Origin of the sequence: Comamonas sp. Tr-654 (assembly GCF_011752915.1) — a bacterium.
In the GTDB taxonomy this organism is placed as follows: Bacteria; Pseudomonadota; Gammaproteobacteria; order Burkholderiales; family Burkholderiaceae_C; genus Comamonas.
Genome location: NZ_VWWQ01000003.1, coordinates 1 through 13,804 on the forward strand (window position 1 = coordinate 1; position 13,804 = coordinate 13,804).

A 13,804-nucleotide genomic window follows, 5' to 3' on the forward strand; every position below is an offset into this window, starting at 1 on the left:
GTTCCGAAGAACTGGCTGCTTGCCCTCAAACGCCCACGCTTATCGGCTGTATTTTTTTAAGGAACCGAGTGCAAAATCAGAAGAACCGATCTTGAATCTCGTTGCTTGCTGTGATCAGCGAAGCCTTACATTGTAGCCTGTTTTTACCAGACTCAAATCAAAGTTTGAAACTTTTTGTCAAGACCCAGAAGGTCTTGACAAAAAGAAAAAGCCTTGCGGCTTTTTCTTTGATTTGGCGGAAACGGAGGGATTCGAACCCTCGATGAGGCTCTACACCCCATACTCCCTTAGCAGGGGAGCACCTTCGGCCACTCGGTCACGTTTCCGGAATGACGCTATTGTAAACAGCTTTTTTGTTCGTTTTTGGAAAGTTGCGAAAATTATTCGCTTTTGTCCAAACCGAAGGCGGTGTGCAGGGAGCGCACGGCCAACTCCAGGTACTTCTCGTCGATCACGACCGAAGTCTTGATCTCGGAAGTCGAGATCATCTGAATGTTCACGCCTTCCTTGCTCAGGGCACGAAACATGGTGGAGGCCACACCCACATGGCTGCGCATGCCGATACCGACGATGCTGACCTTGGCGATATTGGGATTGCCCACCACTTCGGAAGCACCCAGTGCAGGAACAACGCTTTCACGCAGCAGTTCCATGGCACGCTGGTAGTCACCCTGGCTCACGGTAAAGCTGAAGTCGGTCTTGCCGTCCTTGGAGATGTTCTGAATGATCACATCGACTTCGATGTTGGCGTCGGCCACGGGACCAAGGATGGCAGCGGCCACGCCAGGGGTATCAGGCACGCCCAGCACGGAAATCTTGGCCTCGCCACGGTTGAAAGCGATGCCGGATACGACAGCCTTTTCCATTTTTTCGTCTTCCTCAAAAGTAATCAGCGTGCCGGACTTGGCCTCTTCTTCCAGATCGATATCCCAGGGCGTGAAGCTGGACAGCACGCGCATGGGCACCTTGTACTTGCCTGCAAACTCCACGGAACGGATCTGCAGCACCTTGGAGCCCAGGCTGGCCATTTCCAGCATTTCCTCGAAGCTCACCGTGCCCAGGCGCTTGGCAGCAGGCACCACACGGGGATCTGTGGTGTAGACGCCATCCACATCGGTATAGATCAGGCATTCGGCAGCCTTCATGGCAGCAGCAACCGCCACGGCGGATGTATCAGAGCCGCCACGACCCAGCGTGGTGATATTGCCTTCGGGATCAATACCCTGGAAGCCGGTCACGATCACGACACGACCCGCCTCGAGGTCAGCGCGCACTCGCTTGTCGTCGATGGACTCGATGCGAGCCTTGGTGTAGCTGCTATCGGTGCGTACAGGCACTTGCCAGCCCGCATAGCTGACGGATTCCATGCCTTCGGCCTGCAGCGCAATGGCCAGCAGAGCCGAGGATGCCTGCTCGCCAGTGGCGGCCAGCATATCGAGCTCACGGTAGTACGAACTCTTGGCGTGGCTGGGAGCCAGCTCGCTGGCCAGACCCAGCAAACGGTTGGTTTCGCCACTCATGGCGCTGGGCACAACCACCAACTGGTGACCTGCCCGAGCCCATTTGGCCACACGCTTGGCGACGTTGCGGATGCGCTCTGTCGAGCCCATCGAGGTGCCGCCGTATTTATGAACGATCAGTGCCATTGGATACTAAAGGGTGACGAAACATCAGCCACGGCGCAGATCACAAAGGTTTTGGCGCGCCGGCGGTTTTCGTACAGGTAAAAAACCAAAACCTAGGAATTGTACCAACCGAGACTTACCCCCTGGCGCTCCACAAAACCCCGCCCCACCTTGATGTGGATACGGTGCCCTCGCGTAGTGCAAGCACCGACCTGCGCCATGAGCTGCGCAAGCTGGGCCGCCGTCGGCGTGGTGTCATGCGCGACACGCAGCCAATAGCGCAGAACATTGCCCAGGCGCGCTTCACTCAAACGCTGCAGCGCCTTGATCGCCGGAGGCAGTCCCACCATCTGCAGGTCTGCCGCCGCCTGCTCGTCCAGCAACTCGAACGCCTGGGCGCAATGGGCGCTGCTGCGTGCGAACGTGCTGCGGAACTGCGGAAAGACCTGCTCCAGCACCGGCAGCAACTGAGCCCGGATGCGGTTGCGCGTGTAGCTCTGATCGGTATTCGTCGGATCCTCGACCCAGCTCAAATCCCTGAGCCGCAACCAGTCGCGCAGCGCCTGGCCTGGCACTGCCAGCAAGGGCCGGAACCACTGCAGCCCCGCTCTTTGCCAATGCCCGGGCATGGCCGCCAGACCTGCCACACCGGCACCGCGTGAGAGCGCCAAGAGCAAGGTCTCGACCTGGTCGTCGGCATGCTGGGCCAGCGCCACGGAGCCTACCGCATCCAGCGGCGCACCATCTGCAGCCAGCCAAGGCTGGCTGGCCGCCTGAATCAAGGCCGCATAGCGCCCCTGACGCGCCGCGTCTTCGGGGCTTTGCCCCTGCACATGGCGCGCATCGATGACGCAGACCTTGAGGGCAATGCCGTGCCTGGCGCACAGTTGCTCGCAGTGCTGCTGAAAACCATCGGCCGCAGACTGCAAACCATGGTGCACATGGATCGCCCTCACCTGCCCCGGCCAGCGCGCATGGCAGGCCAGCAGCAGAGCCGACGAATCTGCTCCGCCGCTGAAGGCCACAACCAACGGCAGCACTGGATTGAATGCAGCCACTGCGGCATCCACCCGGCCGGCCGAAGCCGCCAACAAGTCAGCATCAGACTGGGCTTGCATGAACAACAGACTCCCTCTTTTCAATTCAATAGCAGCTAACGCTTACTCAGAAAGGGCTTAAGGCGTATTTCGCCCATTAACTCCCGACAAAAAACAAATGGCTCCCGAAGGAGCCATTGTGCGCAAGCGGCATCGAACCCGCCTGATCAGCGGTTGTCGGCCTTGGTGTCGGCAAACTTGCCGTAGCTCTGAATGCGGTCGTAGCGACGATCCTGCAGCTCCTTGGGCTTGAGATCGGTCAGCTGACGATAGGCATCGCCCAACGCACGCTTGAGGAAGGCACCCATTTGCTTGTGATCACGGTGAGCGCCACCCACAGGCTCGTTGACGATCTTGTCCACCAGACCCAGCGCCTTGAGGCGGTGTGCGGTGATGCCCATGGCATCCGCTGCTTCCTGGGCCTTTTCACCAGTCTTCCACAGAATGGAAGCGCAGCCTTCGGGGCTGATCACCGAGTACACGGAATACTGCAGCATCAGCACCTGGTCGGCCACGGCAATCGCCAGCGCACCGCCCGAACCACCTTCACCAATGATGGTGGTGATGATGGGGGTCTGCAGCTGAGCCATTTCGTAGATGTTGCGACCGATGGCCTCGGACTGGCCACGCTCTTCGGCGTCGATACCGGGGAAGGCACCGGGCGTGTCCACAAAAGTGAACACGGGCAGCTTGAACTTCTCGGCCGTCTTCATCAGACGCAAGGCCTTGCGATAGCCCTCGGGGCGGGTCATGCCAAAGTTGCGCAGCGTGCGCTCCTTGGTATCGCGGCCCTTTTGATGACCGATCACCATGCAGGGCTGGCCATTGAAGCGTGCCAGGCCACCGATGATGGACTGGTCATCCGCAAAGTGGCGGTCGCCGTGCATTTCGACAAAGTCGGTAAAGCACTCACGCACATAGTCGAGCGTATAGGGGCGCTCGGTATGGCGGGCAATCTTGGTGATCTGCCAGGGGGTCAGGTCGCTGTAGATGTCCTTGGTCAGCTGCAAGCTTTTCTTGCTGAGCTGGTCGATCTCTTCCGAGATATCTACTGCGCTTTCAGTCTGCACATACCGCAGTTCTTCGATTTTGGATTCGAGTTCTGCAATGGGCTGCTCAAAATCCAGAAAGTTCTTTTTCGCCAACGTATTTCTCCTTGTGCCAGCCTGTTGCAATCCTTGCAATCGGCCAGTGGACAGATGTCATCAAGCCACAGGCTGCGCCTCGAGCGAGCGCCAAATATACCAAGTTGCAACCGTGCACCACGGTTTCCAAGCCTCGGCGACTTCACGGGCATCGCTGCGACTGACAGGATCGCCCGAAAAATGATTGAGAGAGATGCCCTGTATCAAACCGGCATCGTCCAGAGGCAGCACATTGGGCCGCCCCAGGCAGTAAATCAGAAAATTCTCGGCCGTCCAGCGGCTGAGACCGCGTATGGACATCAGCTCGGCGATGATGACCTCATCGCTCATCTGGGCCCATTCATCCATGTGCAGTCGATGCTCGGTGAAGTGCAGAGCCAGATCGACCAGATAGTCCACCTTGCGGGCCGACAGTCCCGCACCACGCATATCGTCCACCTTGAGCCTGAGCACCTGCTCGGGCTGCATGGCAGCAGGCAGCTTGGCGAACTTGTTCCACAAGGTCTTGGCCGACTTGGCCGAGATCTGCTGCCCGATGATGGAGCGAGCCAAGGTGGCAAAGGCCTGCTCCTGCCCACAGGGCAGCAGCGCCTGGCTGCCGAGCTGCGGAATCAGTCGCTTGAGCACGCGATCGCGGCGCATGAGCTGGCGGCAGGCCTCTTCCCAATAAGCGGGCACCCCTTCGGGCAAAGCCAGGTTGATCTTGGGCGCAGCCATCTTCGGCGCTACCGGCTTGGGCGCTCCCGCAGTTTTGATGGCCAGCACCGCAGGATCGGCCAACGCTGCCGCCCCCAGAGGCGCAACAGGCAAAGGCGCAGCCGGCCCCATGGGCACGGGCAGATCGGCAACCAGCGGCAGTTGCTCGAACTCCATGGTGTCCAGATGCTTGACCGCGCTCATGCACGCCCCTTCGCACTGTTCACACAGTTGATGGAATATTGCATGCAGCCTCAGCCCTTGGCGGCCGATTCCCAGGTCGTACCTGCGGCGGAGTCCTTGAGGACGATGCCCTGCTCAAGCAGTTCCTTGCGGATACGGTCGGCCTCGGCCCAGTTCTTTGCGGCCTTGGCCTCTGCGCGTGCGGCAATCTGCACCTCGATCGCGGCAGCGTCCACACCTTCAGCACCGGCCTGCAGAAATTTCTGCGGCTCGGCCTGCAGCAGACCCAGACAGCCCCCCAGCGCCTTGAGCAAGCCCGCCATCTCGGGCGACTTGCTGCGATTGACTTCAACTGCCAGCTCGAACAGCACAGCCACTGCCTCGGGCGTGCCGAAGTCTTCATCCATCGCCGCCTTGAAGCGGGCGGCATAGGGATTACTCCAGTCGACCTGCACCTCGGCGGGCGCCACCAGATCCAGCGCGGTATAGAGGCGCTTGAGCGCTCCACGCGCATCATCGAGATGCACGTTGGAATAGTTCAGCGGGCTGCGATAGTGGCTGCGCACGACGAAGAACCGGATGGTCTCGGCGTCGTACTCCTTGAGCACGTCGCGGATGGTGAAAAAGTTGCCCAGCGACTTGGACATCTTCTCGTTATCCACGTTGATGAAACCGTTGTGCATCCAGGTCTGGGCAAACGGCTTGCCGGTCGCACCTTCGCTCTGGGCAATCTCGTTCTCATGGTGAGGGAACTGCAGGTCTGCTCCGCCGCCATGGATGTCAAAGCTCTCGCCCAGCAACTCGCAGCCCATGGCCGAGCATTCGATATGCCAGCCGGGGCGGCCTTCGCCAAACGGGCTCTGCCATTTCACATCGGCCGGCTCGTCGGCCTTGGCCGATTTCCACAGCACAAAGTCCAGCGGATCAAGCTTGCCGTCTGCCACAGCCACGCGCTCGCCAGCGTTGAGCTCGTCCAGCGACTTGCCCGAGAGCTTGCCGTAGCCCGCAAACTTGCGCACGGCGTAGTTCACATCGCCATTGCCGGCCTGATAGGCCAGGCCCTTGTCCTGCAGCTTTGCGATCATGCCGAGCATCTGCGGCACGTATTCGGTGGCGCGCGGCTCCAGCGTGGGGCGCTCGATACCGAGCGCATCCGCGTCCTGATGCAGCGCATCGATCATGCGATCGGTCAGGCTGCGTATGGTCTCGCCGTTTTCCACCGCACGTCGGATGATCTTGTCATCGATGTCGGTGATGTTGCGCACATAGGTCACCTTGTAGCCGCTGGCGCGCAGCCAGCGCTGCACCACGTCAAAAGCCACCATGGAGCGTGCATGGCCCAGGTGGCAGAGGTCATAGACCGTCATGCCACAGACGTACATACGCACATGGCCCGGCTCAAGCGGCGAAAACGATTCCAGTGCACGCGACAGCGTGTTGTAGATACGCAAACTCATGAATCTTGAAATAGGGAGAGAGGGTGGCGAGCAGCAGCACTGGTCATGCCTGCGATGCATAAACCGTGCCTGCCATTCCCTGAGGCTGAAAAATGCGCACTAGCATCCAGACACATCCCGGTCCGGCCAGACGCCTAAGCGCCGCACACCCCTCAGCTACAATTCCCCGCAGTATAAGCTCCCGCCGCAGCGCAGTTTTGCGGCGCAATGAAAGCACCTACATGCCTGTACGCAACTTGTTCAGTACCGCAGCGCGTGCGGCAGCCCTGGCTGCCTTGCTCGCTGCAGGTAGCGCCCACGCCGACGATTACACGGATGTTGCCCAGTTGCTCAAAAGCGGCAAGACCCAGCAGGCACTGCAAAAAGCGGACACCTATCTGGCCAAGAATTCACGCGACCCGCAAATGCGTTTTCTGCGCGGCATCGCGCTGAGCAATGACGGCAAGACCGAAGACGCGATCACGGCTTTTCGCCAGCTGACCGAGGACTATCCCGAGCTGCCCGAGCCCTATAACAATCTGGCCGTGATCTATGCACGCCAGGGTGATCTGGATCGCGCCCGCTCCGCACTCGAAGCCGCCGTGCGCAACAATCCGAACTATGCCGTGGCACACGAGAATCTGGGCGATATCTATGCCCGCCTGGCCTATCAGTCCTATGCGCAGTCCCTGGCCAAGGGCGGCCGCCCCGCAGCCCTGAACCCCAAGCTCAAGCAGCTCAAAGACTTGCTGCAACCCGCAGCCTCTCTTGCAACACCTACCCCGGCCCGCTGAATCCGTTTTTTGTCGTCCCACCCTCCCTCCTCTTGTGAAGCCGGCCGGCGCCCTCAGCTGCTTCAAGCCAGTTTTTTGCAGCCGCTGCCCAGCCCAAGACCCACTTACCCAAGAATATGACCATGCTGAATTTCCGTCGAAACAGCCTCAAGGCCCTGTCCGCGATTGCGCTGGCAGCCACTGTTTTCGCAATCCCCGGCCTGGCCCAGGCGCAATCCAAGGTGCAGCTCAAGACCAGCATGGGCGATATCGTGGTCGAACTCAACGATGCCAAGGCCCCCAAGAGCGCGGCCAATTTCCTGCAATATGTGCGCGACAAGCACTATGACGGCACGGTGTTCCACCGCGTCATCGACGGCTTCATGATCCAGGGCGGCGGCATGGACGCCAATCTGAGCGAGAAGCCCACACGTGCCCCGATCCCACTGGAAGCCAGCAACGGCCTCAAGAACGACCGCGGCACGATTGCCATGGCGCGCACCGGCAACCCCAATTCCGCCACCTCGCAGTTCTTCATCAATGTGGTGAACAACGACATGCTCAACGCACCCAAGCCCGATGGCTACGGCTATACCGTCTTCGGCAAGGTCATCAAGGGCATGGATGTGGTGGACAAAATCCGCGCCGTGGCTACGGGCAACCGTGGCATGCACCAGAATGTGCCCACGACGCCGGTAACAATCCTCTCCGCCACCGAAATCAAGTGAACAACCGGGCGGCGCTGCCCAAGCCGGGCGGCGTCAGCCTCCTTACTCCATCCTCTAGAAAGCACAGACATGAGCAATCCCCAAGTCGAACTGCACGTGACCATCAACGTGGCCGATACTGCCACCCAGGGCGTGATCACCCTGGAACTGGACGCCGTGAACGCGCCCAAGTCCACCGAGAACTTCCTGAACTACGTGAACCAGGGCTTCTACAACGGCACCATCTTCCACCGTGTGATCAAGAACTTCATGATCCAGGGCGGCGGTTTTGCGGCCGACATGAAGCAAAAGGACACTGCGGCTCCCATCGAGAACGAAGCCAAGAACGGCCTGAAGAACGACAAGTACACGATTGCCATGGCTCGCACCAGCGATCCCCACAGCGCAACTGCGCAGTTCTTCATCAACACCGTGGACAACGGCTTCCTGAACCACACCGCTCCCACCGGCCAGGGCTGGGGCTATGCCGTGTTCGGCAAGGTGGTCAAGGGTGAGGAAGTCGTGGACGCCATCAAGAAGGTGCGCACCACACGCAAGGGCTTCCACGACGACGTGCCCTTCGACGCCGTGGTGATCGACAAGGCTGTGGCCCTGTAATTTCCCCCTGTGGCGCTAACGCGCCTTCCCCCTCTCTGCTTCGCGGAAGGGGACGACGGCCTCGCTGCGAGGCGGCTCTTGCTTGCCGTCTCTCGCTCGGGGCCGTTATTGTTTTCAGGCTGCGTACCATCATCACATGACTGATTCTTCAGATCCCCGCACGGCGGCGCCCCAAGTGGCGCAGTTGCAAGGCGCACCCGACTGGCGAGCTATCGACTTTATTTCCGATCTGCATCTGCAGCCTTCGGAGCCGCAAACGGTCGAAGCCTGGCGCAGCTATCTGACGCGCAGCACGGCCGACGCCATCTTTATCCTTGGCGATCTGTTTGAAGTCTGGGTCGGTGACGATGCGCTCGATGAACCCGGCAGCTTCGAGGCCGAATGCGCTGCCGTGCTGCGCGAGGCGGCGCAGCAGCGCCCGCTGTTCTTCATGGTCGGCAACCGCGACTTTCTGGCCGGCGACGAATTTCTGCGCCGCAGCGGCATGAGCGGGCTTTCCGATCCCACGGTATTGCTGTGGGCAGGCCCCAGCATCCTGCTCAGCCATGGCGATGCGCTGTGCCTGGACGATGTAGAGTACCAGCAATTCCGCGCCGTTTCGCGCTCCGCCGCCTGGCAACAGCAGTTGCTGGCCCAGCCTCTGGCCGTGCGCCGCGCAATCGGCAAATCGGCGCGCAGCGAAAGCGAGCAGCGCAAGCAAAGCGGCGCGCCCTATGCGGATGCCGACGCGCAGATGAGCAGCACCTGGATGCAGGCCGCGCAAGCGCCCTGGCTGATTCACGGCCATACGCATCAGCCCGCTGACCACGCGCTAGGCGACGGGCAGTGGCGCATCGTGCTCAGCGACTGGCATATCGATGCCGATACACAGCGCAGCGAGGTGCTGCGTGTGACGCCTGAAGGCTGGCAGCGCATGCCGCCCGAATTGGCGTGACGCACCATCCAGTTGCCGCTATCTCATTCAGAGCTTCTTGCGCAGGCTATTCATAGATTTCAGATTGAAAACTATCCAAGCTCTATGAATAACAAGCGCTAGCAGCTATCAAGTTTGCCGGACCGGCAGACACGAAGAGCCCGCGGCCCACCTAGCTGAGGCATCGGACCTTGGGGTCGGCGGCGGGATATCAGGCCGAGATGGCGGAAGCCGAGCCTGCCTGCTTGCGCAGCTCGAACTTCTGGATCTTGCCCGTGCTGGTCTTGGGCAACTCGCCAAACACCACGGCGCGCGGCACCTTGTAGCCGGCCAGATGCTTTTTGCAGTGGGCGATGATGTCCTCGTCCGTCGTTTCGGCTCCCGCCTTGAGCTCGATGAAGGCGCAGGGCGTCTCGCCCCATTTGGGGTCGGGCTTGGCCACCACGGCCGCAGCCAGCACGGCGGGGTGGCGATAGAGCACATCCTCCACCTCGATGGAGGAGATGTTCTCGCCCCCCGAGATGATGATGTCCTTGCTGCGGTCCTTGATCTGGATATAGCCGTCGGGATGCTGCACGGCCAGGTCGCCGCTATGGAACCAGCCGCCGCGGAAGGCTTCCTGCGTCGCCTGCGGATTCTTGAGATAGCCCTTCATAGCGATATTGCCCTGGAACATGATTTCGCCCATGGTCTGGCCGTCGCGCGGCACGGGCTGCATGGTTTCGGGGTCCAGCACGGCCGCTGAGCGCTGCAGGTGGTAGCGCACGCCCTGGCGCGAGTTCAGGCGGGCGCGCTCGCCGATATCGAGCGCATTCCAGCTCTCATGCTTGGCGCAGACCGTGGCCGGCCCATAGGTTTCGGTCAGGCCGTAGACATGGGTGATGTCAAAGCCCATGGCCTCCATCCCCTCTATCATCGATGCGGGCGGCGCTGCCCCTGCCACCATGGCCTTGACGCCGGCGGGCACGTCCTGCTTCATGGCGGCCGGCGCATTCACCAGCAGGCTGTGCACAATGGGCGCGCCGCAGTAATGGCTCACGCCGTGGTCGCGGATGGCGTCAAAAATCGCCTGCGCATCCACCCGGCGCAGGCAGACATTGACGGCCGCGCGCGCGGCCACCGTCCAGGGGAAGCACCAGCCGTTGCAGTGGAACATGGGCAGCGTCCACAGATAGACAGCGTGCTTGGGCATGTCCCACTCCAGCACATTGCTGATGGCATTGTTATGCGCGCCGCGATGGTGGTAGACCACGCCCTTGGGGTTGCCCGTGGTTCCGCTGGTGTAGTTCAGTGCAATCGCATCCCATTCGTCGCCGGGCCACTGCCAGTCGAAACCGGCATCGCCCTGGGCCACAAAGCTCTCGTAGTCAGTGGCACCGATCTGCTCGGCCGCCTCGCCGTAAACCGGGTCTTCGACCTGGATCACATAGATGGGCGCGGTACTCTGGCGCAGCTTGAGCGCCCTGGCCATCAGAGGCGCGAACTCGGGGTCCACGATCAGGGCCTTGGCTTCGCCATGGTCGAGCATGAAGGCCAGAGTCTCGGCATCCAGCCGGGTGTTGAGCGTGTTGAGTACGGCACCGGCCATGGGCACGCCAAAGTGGGCCTCCACCATGGGCGGCGTATTGGGCAGCATCACGGCCACTGTGTCGTTCTTGCCAATGCCGATCCTCTGCAGGCTACTGGCAAGCTGGCGGCAACGTGCATAGGTCTGCGCCCAGTTCTGGCGCAGGTCACCATGAACAATGGCCAGGCGCTCGGGGTAGACCTCGGCCGTGCGGGCAATAAATCCCAGTGGCGTCAGCGCGGCATGGTTGGCGGTATTCGGGGTGAGATTCAGATCGAAAGAACTTGTCATGTTTGTCTCCTGAGCGTTTTGTACTCCAGCATCCGTCACGTCAGGCTTACAACCGAGCGCCATGCAAGTCTGTTGTGATCCAGGTCAAGCCGGATTCCACTTAGCTCTCACACATAGAAACCAGAGCAACGCAAAAGGTCATTGATCAAACCAATACTTTCAACAGCTTCTGAAAATCAATAAATTAATTTAAAATCAAATACTTATAAAATAATCAGAAACCCCATCATTCCTCAGGTAGTGGCATCTCATGCAAGTCATCTATAAGACATCATTTATCTGACAGACCAATCACCCGGACCTTGAATCGCTTTTAGAATGCGCACATGTTTTTGAGGATCTGACTGCCCATGCTGGCAGGCCAGACCGGCATCTATCCCGCACGGAGCCGGTCACATGCCTCAAAACTGTGTGGCGGAGGAGACGTTTTAGAGGAGAGCCTGGCAATGATCCAGGCATCAGGAGACCTGAGCCTGCACCCATCGGTGCAGGCTTTTTTTTGCCCGTCCGCCTCATTCCTGCCAAGCCATCGGCCATTGCCGAAAAAGGCAGAATACGCGGGTGGCCATTCCCCAATCATTCATCCAAGAGTTGCTCTCCCGCGTCGACGTGGTCGACATCGTGGGCCGCTATGTGCAGCTCAAAAAGGGCGGCGCCAACTTCATGGGCCTATGCCCATTCCACGGCGAAAAGTCGCCCTCTTTCACAGTCAGCCCCAGCAAGCAGTTTTTTCACTGCTTTGGCTGCGGCAAGAACGGCAATGCCATCGGCTTTCTGATGGAGCATGCCGGCATGGGCTTTGTCGAAGCCGTGCAGGAGCTAGCCAATCAATGCGGTCTGCAAGTGCCGCAGGACGACATCAGCCCGGCCGAGCGCCAGCGCCAGGCCCAGCAAAAGCAGAAAGCCGAGACCCTGAGCGACCTGCTGGAAAAAGCCGGCGAGTCCTATCGCAAACAACTCAAGGCCGCTCCCAAGGCCATCGAGTATCTGAAAAAGCGCGGCGTCTCGGGCGAGGTCTCCAAGCGCTTCGGCCTGGGCTATGCGCCTGCCGGCTGGCATGGCCTGGCCAGCGTATTCGCCGAATACGACAACCCGCAGCTTGAAGAATGCGGGCTGGTCATCGTGGGCGAGGACGACAGCCGCCGCTACGACCGTTTCCGCGACCGGCTGATGTTCCCGATTCGCAATGTCAAAGGCGAATGCATAGGCTTTGGCGGCCGGGTGTTTGGCGATGAGAAACCCAAATACCTGAACTCCCCCGAAACCCCGGTCTTCCACAAGGGCCGTGAACTCTACGGCCTCTACGAGGCCCGCCAGGCCCTGCGCGACATGGGCTACGCCCTGGTCACCGAAGGCTATATGGACGTGGTGGCGCTGGCCCAACTGGGCTTTGCCAATGCCGTTGCCACGCTTGGAACGGCCTGCACGCCGGAGCATGTGCAAAAGCTGTTTCGCTTCACCGATGCCGTGGTCTTCAGCTTCGACGGCGATAGCGCGGGCCGGCGCGCCGCGCGCAAGGCGCTGGATGCGGCGCTGCCACTGGCGACCGACACGCGCTCCATCAAATTCCTGTTCCTGCCTTCGGAGCACGACCCCGACAGCTTCATCCGCGAATTCGGCCCCGAGGCCTTCTCGCGCTATGTGGGCGATGCCACGCCGCTGAGCCGCTTTCTCATTGAATCGGCCAGCGAGGGCTGCGATCTGGGCCAGACCGAAGGCCGTGCCCACATGGCCAGCAACGCGCGGCCGCTGTGGTCGCTGCTGCCCGACGGAGCCCTCAAGCGCCAGTTGCTCTCCGAAATCGCAGCCCTGGCCCAGCTGGACTCGCGCGATCTCACCGATATCTGGGCGCAGGAAACCGCACGCACAGCCCCCATTGCCCGCCGCGCGCCTGCGCCCTCCGGCCCTCAGGCACCGGAATGGGATGCGCCCCCGGCCAACTGGGAAAGCGCCCCCGACTGGGCCGATGCCGCGGCACCGGCCCCCTCCTACCCGAGCCAGGGCGGCGGCAACTGGTCGGGCCGCAAGGAGTTCGGCCGCCAGCGCAAGCCCTGGGGCAAGAAGGGCGAGGACTGGAACCCGCCGCAGCTGGGCCCGCGCCCCACGCCGGTCAGCCGCGAAGACCAGGCCGCGCGCCTGCTGATGTGTCACATGGAGTTCATGGAAGAGATGACCCATGAGGATTTCGATGCCTTGGCGCGCTGCAACCAAAGCCATGCCCCCTTGTTCCGCTGGCTGGAAGCCCAGTTCACCGAGTCCGGACCGCGCTCCTGGGCGGTGCTGCGCGAGCAATTGCAAGGCTCGCCCTGCGAGCCGCTGGCCAGCAAGCTGATGAGCGGTGCCCATGCCAACCCCGAGGGCGAAGTCGACGAGTTGCGCAAGGAGTTGCGCGGCACGCTGAACCTGATCCTCGTGGATCACCTCAAGCGCGAGGAGGCCCAGGCACTCAAGGAGATCGCCACCGATCCCACGGCGGCAAGGCGTTACATAGAGTTTCAACAGCGGCGGAAAAATTTATCTGTAATTATTAGCTCCGCCTCTTGACATCTTTAAAAAAGGTATAATTTAGAGGATACAGGCAAGAGCGACAGCAACACCTCCGACCCGGGCCCCGTGAAGAAATCACGTGATGGCAGCAACTGCATGGCCCATTTCTCGCAAGGATTGCATACCAAATGATCGCCCCAACATCTTGCCATGGAGTCTTTGTGCTCCACCGGACAGGCTAGGCCTGTTCTTGCGCCAGCTTTGAT

General features: G+C 60.7%; 11 protein-coding genes and 1 tRNA gene. 5 read left to right on the forward strand and 7 right to left on the reverse strand.

What is annotated here, in order from left to right; genetic code table 11:
• Positions 1-233 precede the first annotated feature (233 nt).
• The 6 genes from F3J24_RS09650 to cysS form a co-directional block, all read right to left on the reverse strand.
• Positions 234-326: transfer RNA gene (locus F3J24_RS09650), tRNA-Ser, on the reverse strand.
• A gap of 54 nt (positions 327-380) precedes the next feature.
• The gene (locus F3J24_RS09655; protein WP_167005317.1) at positions 381-1,646 is read right to left on the reverse strand and encodes an aspartate kinase; all 1,266 of its coding nucleotides are present in this window, start codon (positions 1,644-1,646) and stop codon (positions 381-383) included.
• 92 nt (positions 1,647-1,738) lie between these two features.
• On the reverse strand, positions 1,739-2,749 hold the full coding sequence (gene tilS, locus F3J24_RS09660; protein ID WP_205244702.1) for a tRNA lysidine(34) synthetase TilS: 1,011 nt from the start codon (positions 2,747-2,749) through the stop codon (positions 1,739-1,741).
• A 140-nt stretch (positions 2,750-2,889) separates the two neighbouring features.
• The gene (locus F3J24_RS09665; protein ID WP_003057594.1) at positions 2,890-3,867 is read right to left on the reverse strand and encodes an acetyl-CoA carboxylase carboxyltransferase subunit alpha; all 978 of its coding nucleotides are present in this window, start codon (positions 3,865-3,867) and stop codon (positions 2,890-2,892) included.
• A 60-nt stretch (positions 3,868-3,927) separates the two neighbouring features.
• Positions 3,928-4,767 carry a DNA-3-methyladenine glycosylase gene (locus tag F3J24_RS09670; RefSeq protein ID WP_167005323.1) on the reverse strand — a complete coding sequence of 280 codons (840 nt, stop codon included), beginning with the start codon at positions 4,765-4,767 and terminating at the stop codon, positions 3,928-3,930.
• 50 nt (positions 4,768-4,817) lie between these two features.
• The gene (gene cysS / locus F3J24_RS09675) at positions 4,818-6,203 is read right to left on the reverse strand and encodes a cysteine--tRNA ligase (RefSeq protein ID WP_167005326.1); all 1,386 of its coding nucleotides are present in this window, start codon (positions 6,201-6,203) and stop codon (positions 4,818-4,820) included.
• Positions 6,204-6,424: 221 nt separating this feature from the next.
• Between cysS and F3J24_RS09680 the strand changes: the two genes are divergently transcribed.
• From F3J24_RS09680 to F3J24_RS09695, 4 genes are all read left to right on the forward strand, one after another.
• Positions 6,425-6,976 (forward strand): tetratricopeptide repeat protein, encoded by a 552-nt coding sequence (locus tag F3J24_RS09680; protein WP_167005329.1) that lies wholly within the window; start codon positions 6,425-6,427, stop codon positions 6,974-6,976.
• Positions 6,977-7,098: 122 nt separating this feature from the next.
• Positions 7,099-7,683, forward strand: a complete 585-nt coding sequence (locus tag F3J24_RS09685) for a peptidylprolyl isomerase (RefSeq protein ID WP_205244703.1) — start codon at positions 7,099-7,101, stop codon at positions 7,681-7,683.
• A 69-nt stretch (positions 7,684-7,752) separates the two neighbouring features.
• Positions 7,753-8,280, forward strand: a complete 528-nt coding sequence (locus tag F3J24_RS09690; protein WP_003070690.1) for a peptidylprolyl isomerase — start codon at positions 7,753-7,755, stop codon at positions 8,278-8,280.
• 136 nt (positions 8,281-8,416) lie between these two features.
• Positions 8,417-9,214 carry a UDP-2,3-diacylglucosamine diphosphatase gene (locus F3J24_RS09695; protein WP_167005332.1) on the forward strand — a complete coding sequence of 266 codons (798 nt, stop codon included), beginning with the start codon at positions 8,417-8,419 and terminating at the stop codon, positions 9,212-9,214.
• A 190-nt stretch (positions 9,215-9,404) separates the two neighbouring features.
• On the opposite strand, the gene F3J24_RS09700 is transcribed toward F3J24_RS09695, so the two are convergent.
• Positions 9,405-11,051, reverse strand: coding sequence for an acyl-CoA synthetase (locus F3J24_RS09700; RefSeq protein WP_167005335.1), 1,647 nt, complete (start codon positions 11,049-11,051; stop codon positions 9,405-9,407).
• A gap of 561 nt (positions 11,052-11,612) precedes the next feature.
• Between F3J24_RS09700 and dnaG the strand changes: the two genes are divergently transcribed.
• Entirely contained in the window at positions 11,613-13,595 is a 1,983-nt protein-coding gene (dnaG, locus tag F3J24_RS09705) for a DNA primase (protein ID WP_167005338.1), read from the forward strand.
• The last annotated feature ends 209 nt before the right edge of the window (positions 13,596-13,804 follow it).

Coding starts and splice junctions, on each gene's coding strand:
- F3J24_RS09685 (WP_205244703.1), top strand. CDS start 7,099: ATGCTGAATTTCCGTCGAAACAGCCTCAAGGCCCTGTCCGCGATTGCG.
- F3J24_RS09670 (WP_167005323.1), bottom strand. CDS start 4,767: ATGAGCGCGGTCAAGCATCTGGACACCATGGAGTTCGAGCAACTGCCG.
- F3J24_RS09690 (WP_003070690.1), top strand. CDS start 7,753: ATGAGCAATCCCCAAGTCGAACTGCACGTGACCATCAACGTGGCCGAT.
- F3J24_RS09655 (WP_167005317.1), bottom strand. CDS start 1,646: ATGGCACTGATCGTTCATAAATACGGCGGCACCTCGATGGGCTCGACA.
- F3J24_RS09695 (WP_167005332.1), top strand. CDS start 8,417: ATGACTGATTCTTCAGATCCCCGCACGGCGGCGCCCCAAGTGGCGCAG.
- F3J24_RS09680 (WP_167005329.1), top strand. CDS start 6,425: ATGCCTGTACGCAACTTGTTCAGTACCGCAGCGCGTGCGGCAGCCCTG.
- cysS (WP_167005326.1), bottom strand. CDS start 6,203: ATGAGTTTGCGTATCTACAACACGCTGTCGCGTGCACTGGAATCGTTT.
- F3J24_RS09700 (WP_167005335.1), bottom strand. CDS start 11,051: ATGACAAGTTCTTTCGATCTGAATCTCACCCCGAATACCGCCAACCAT.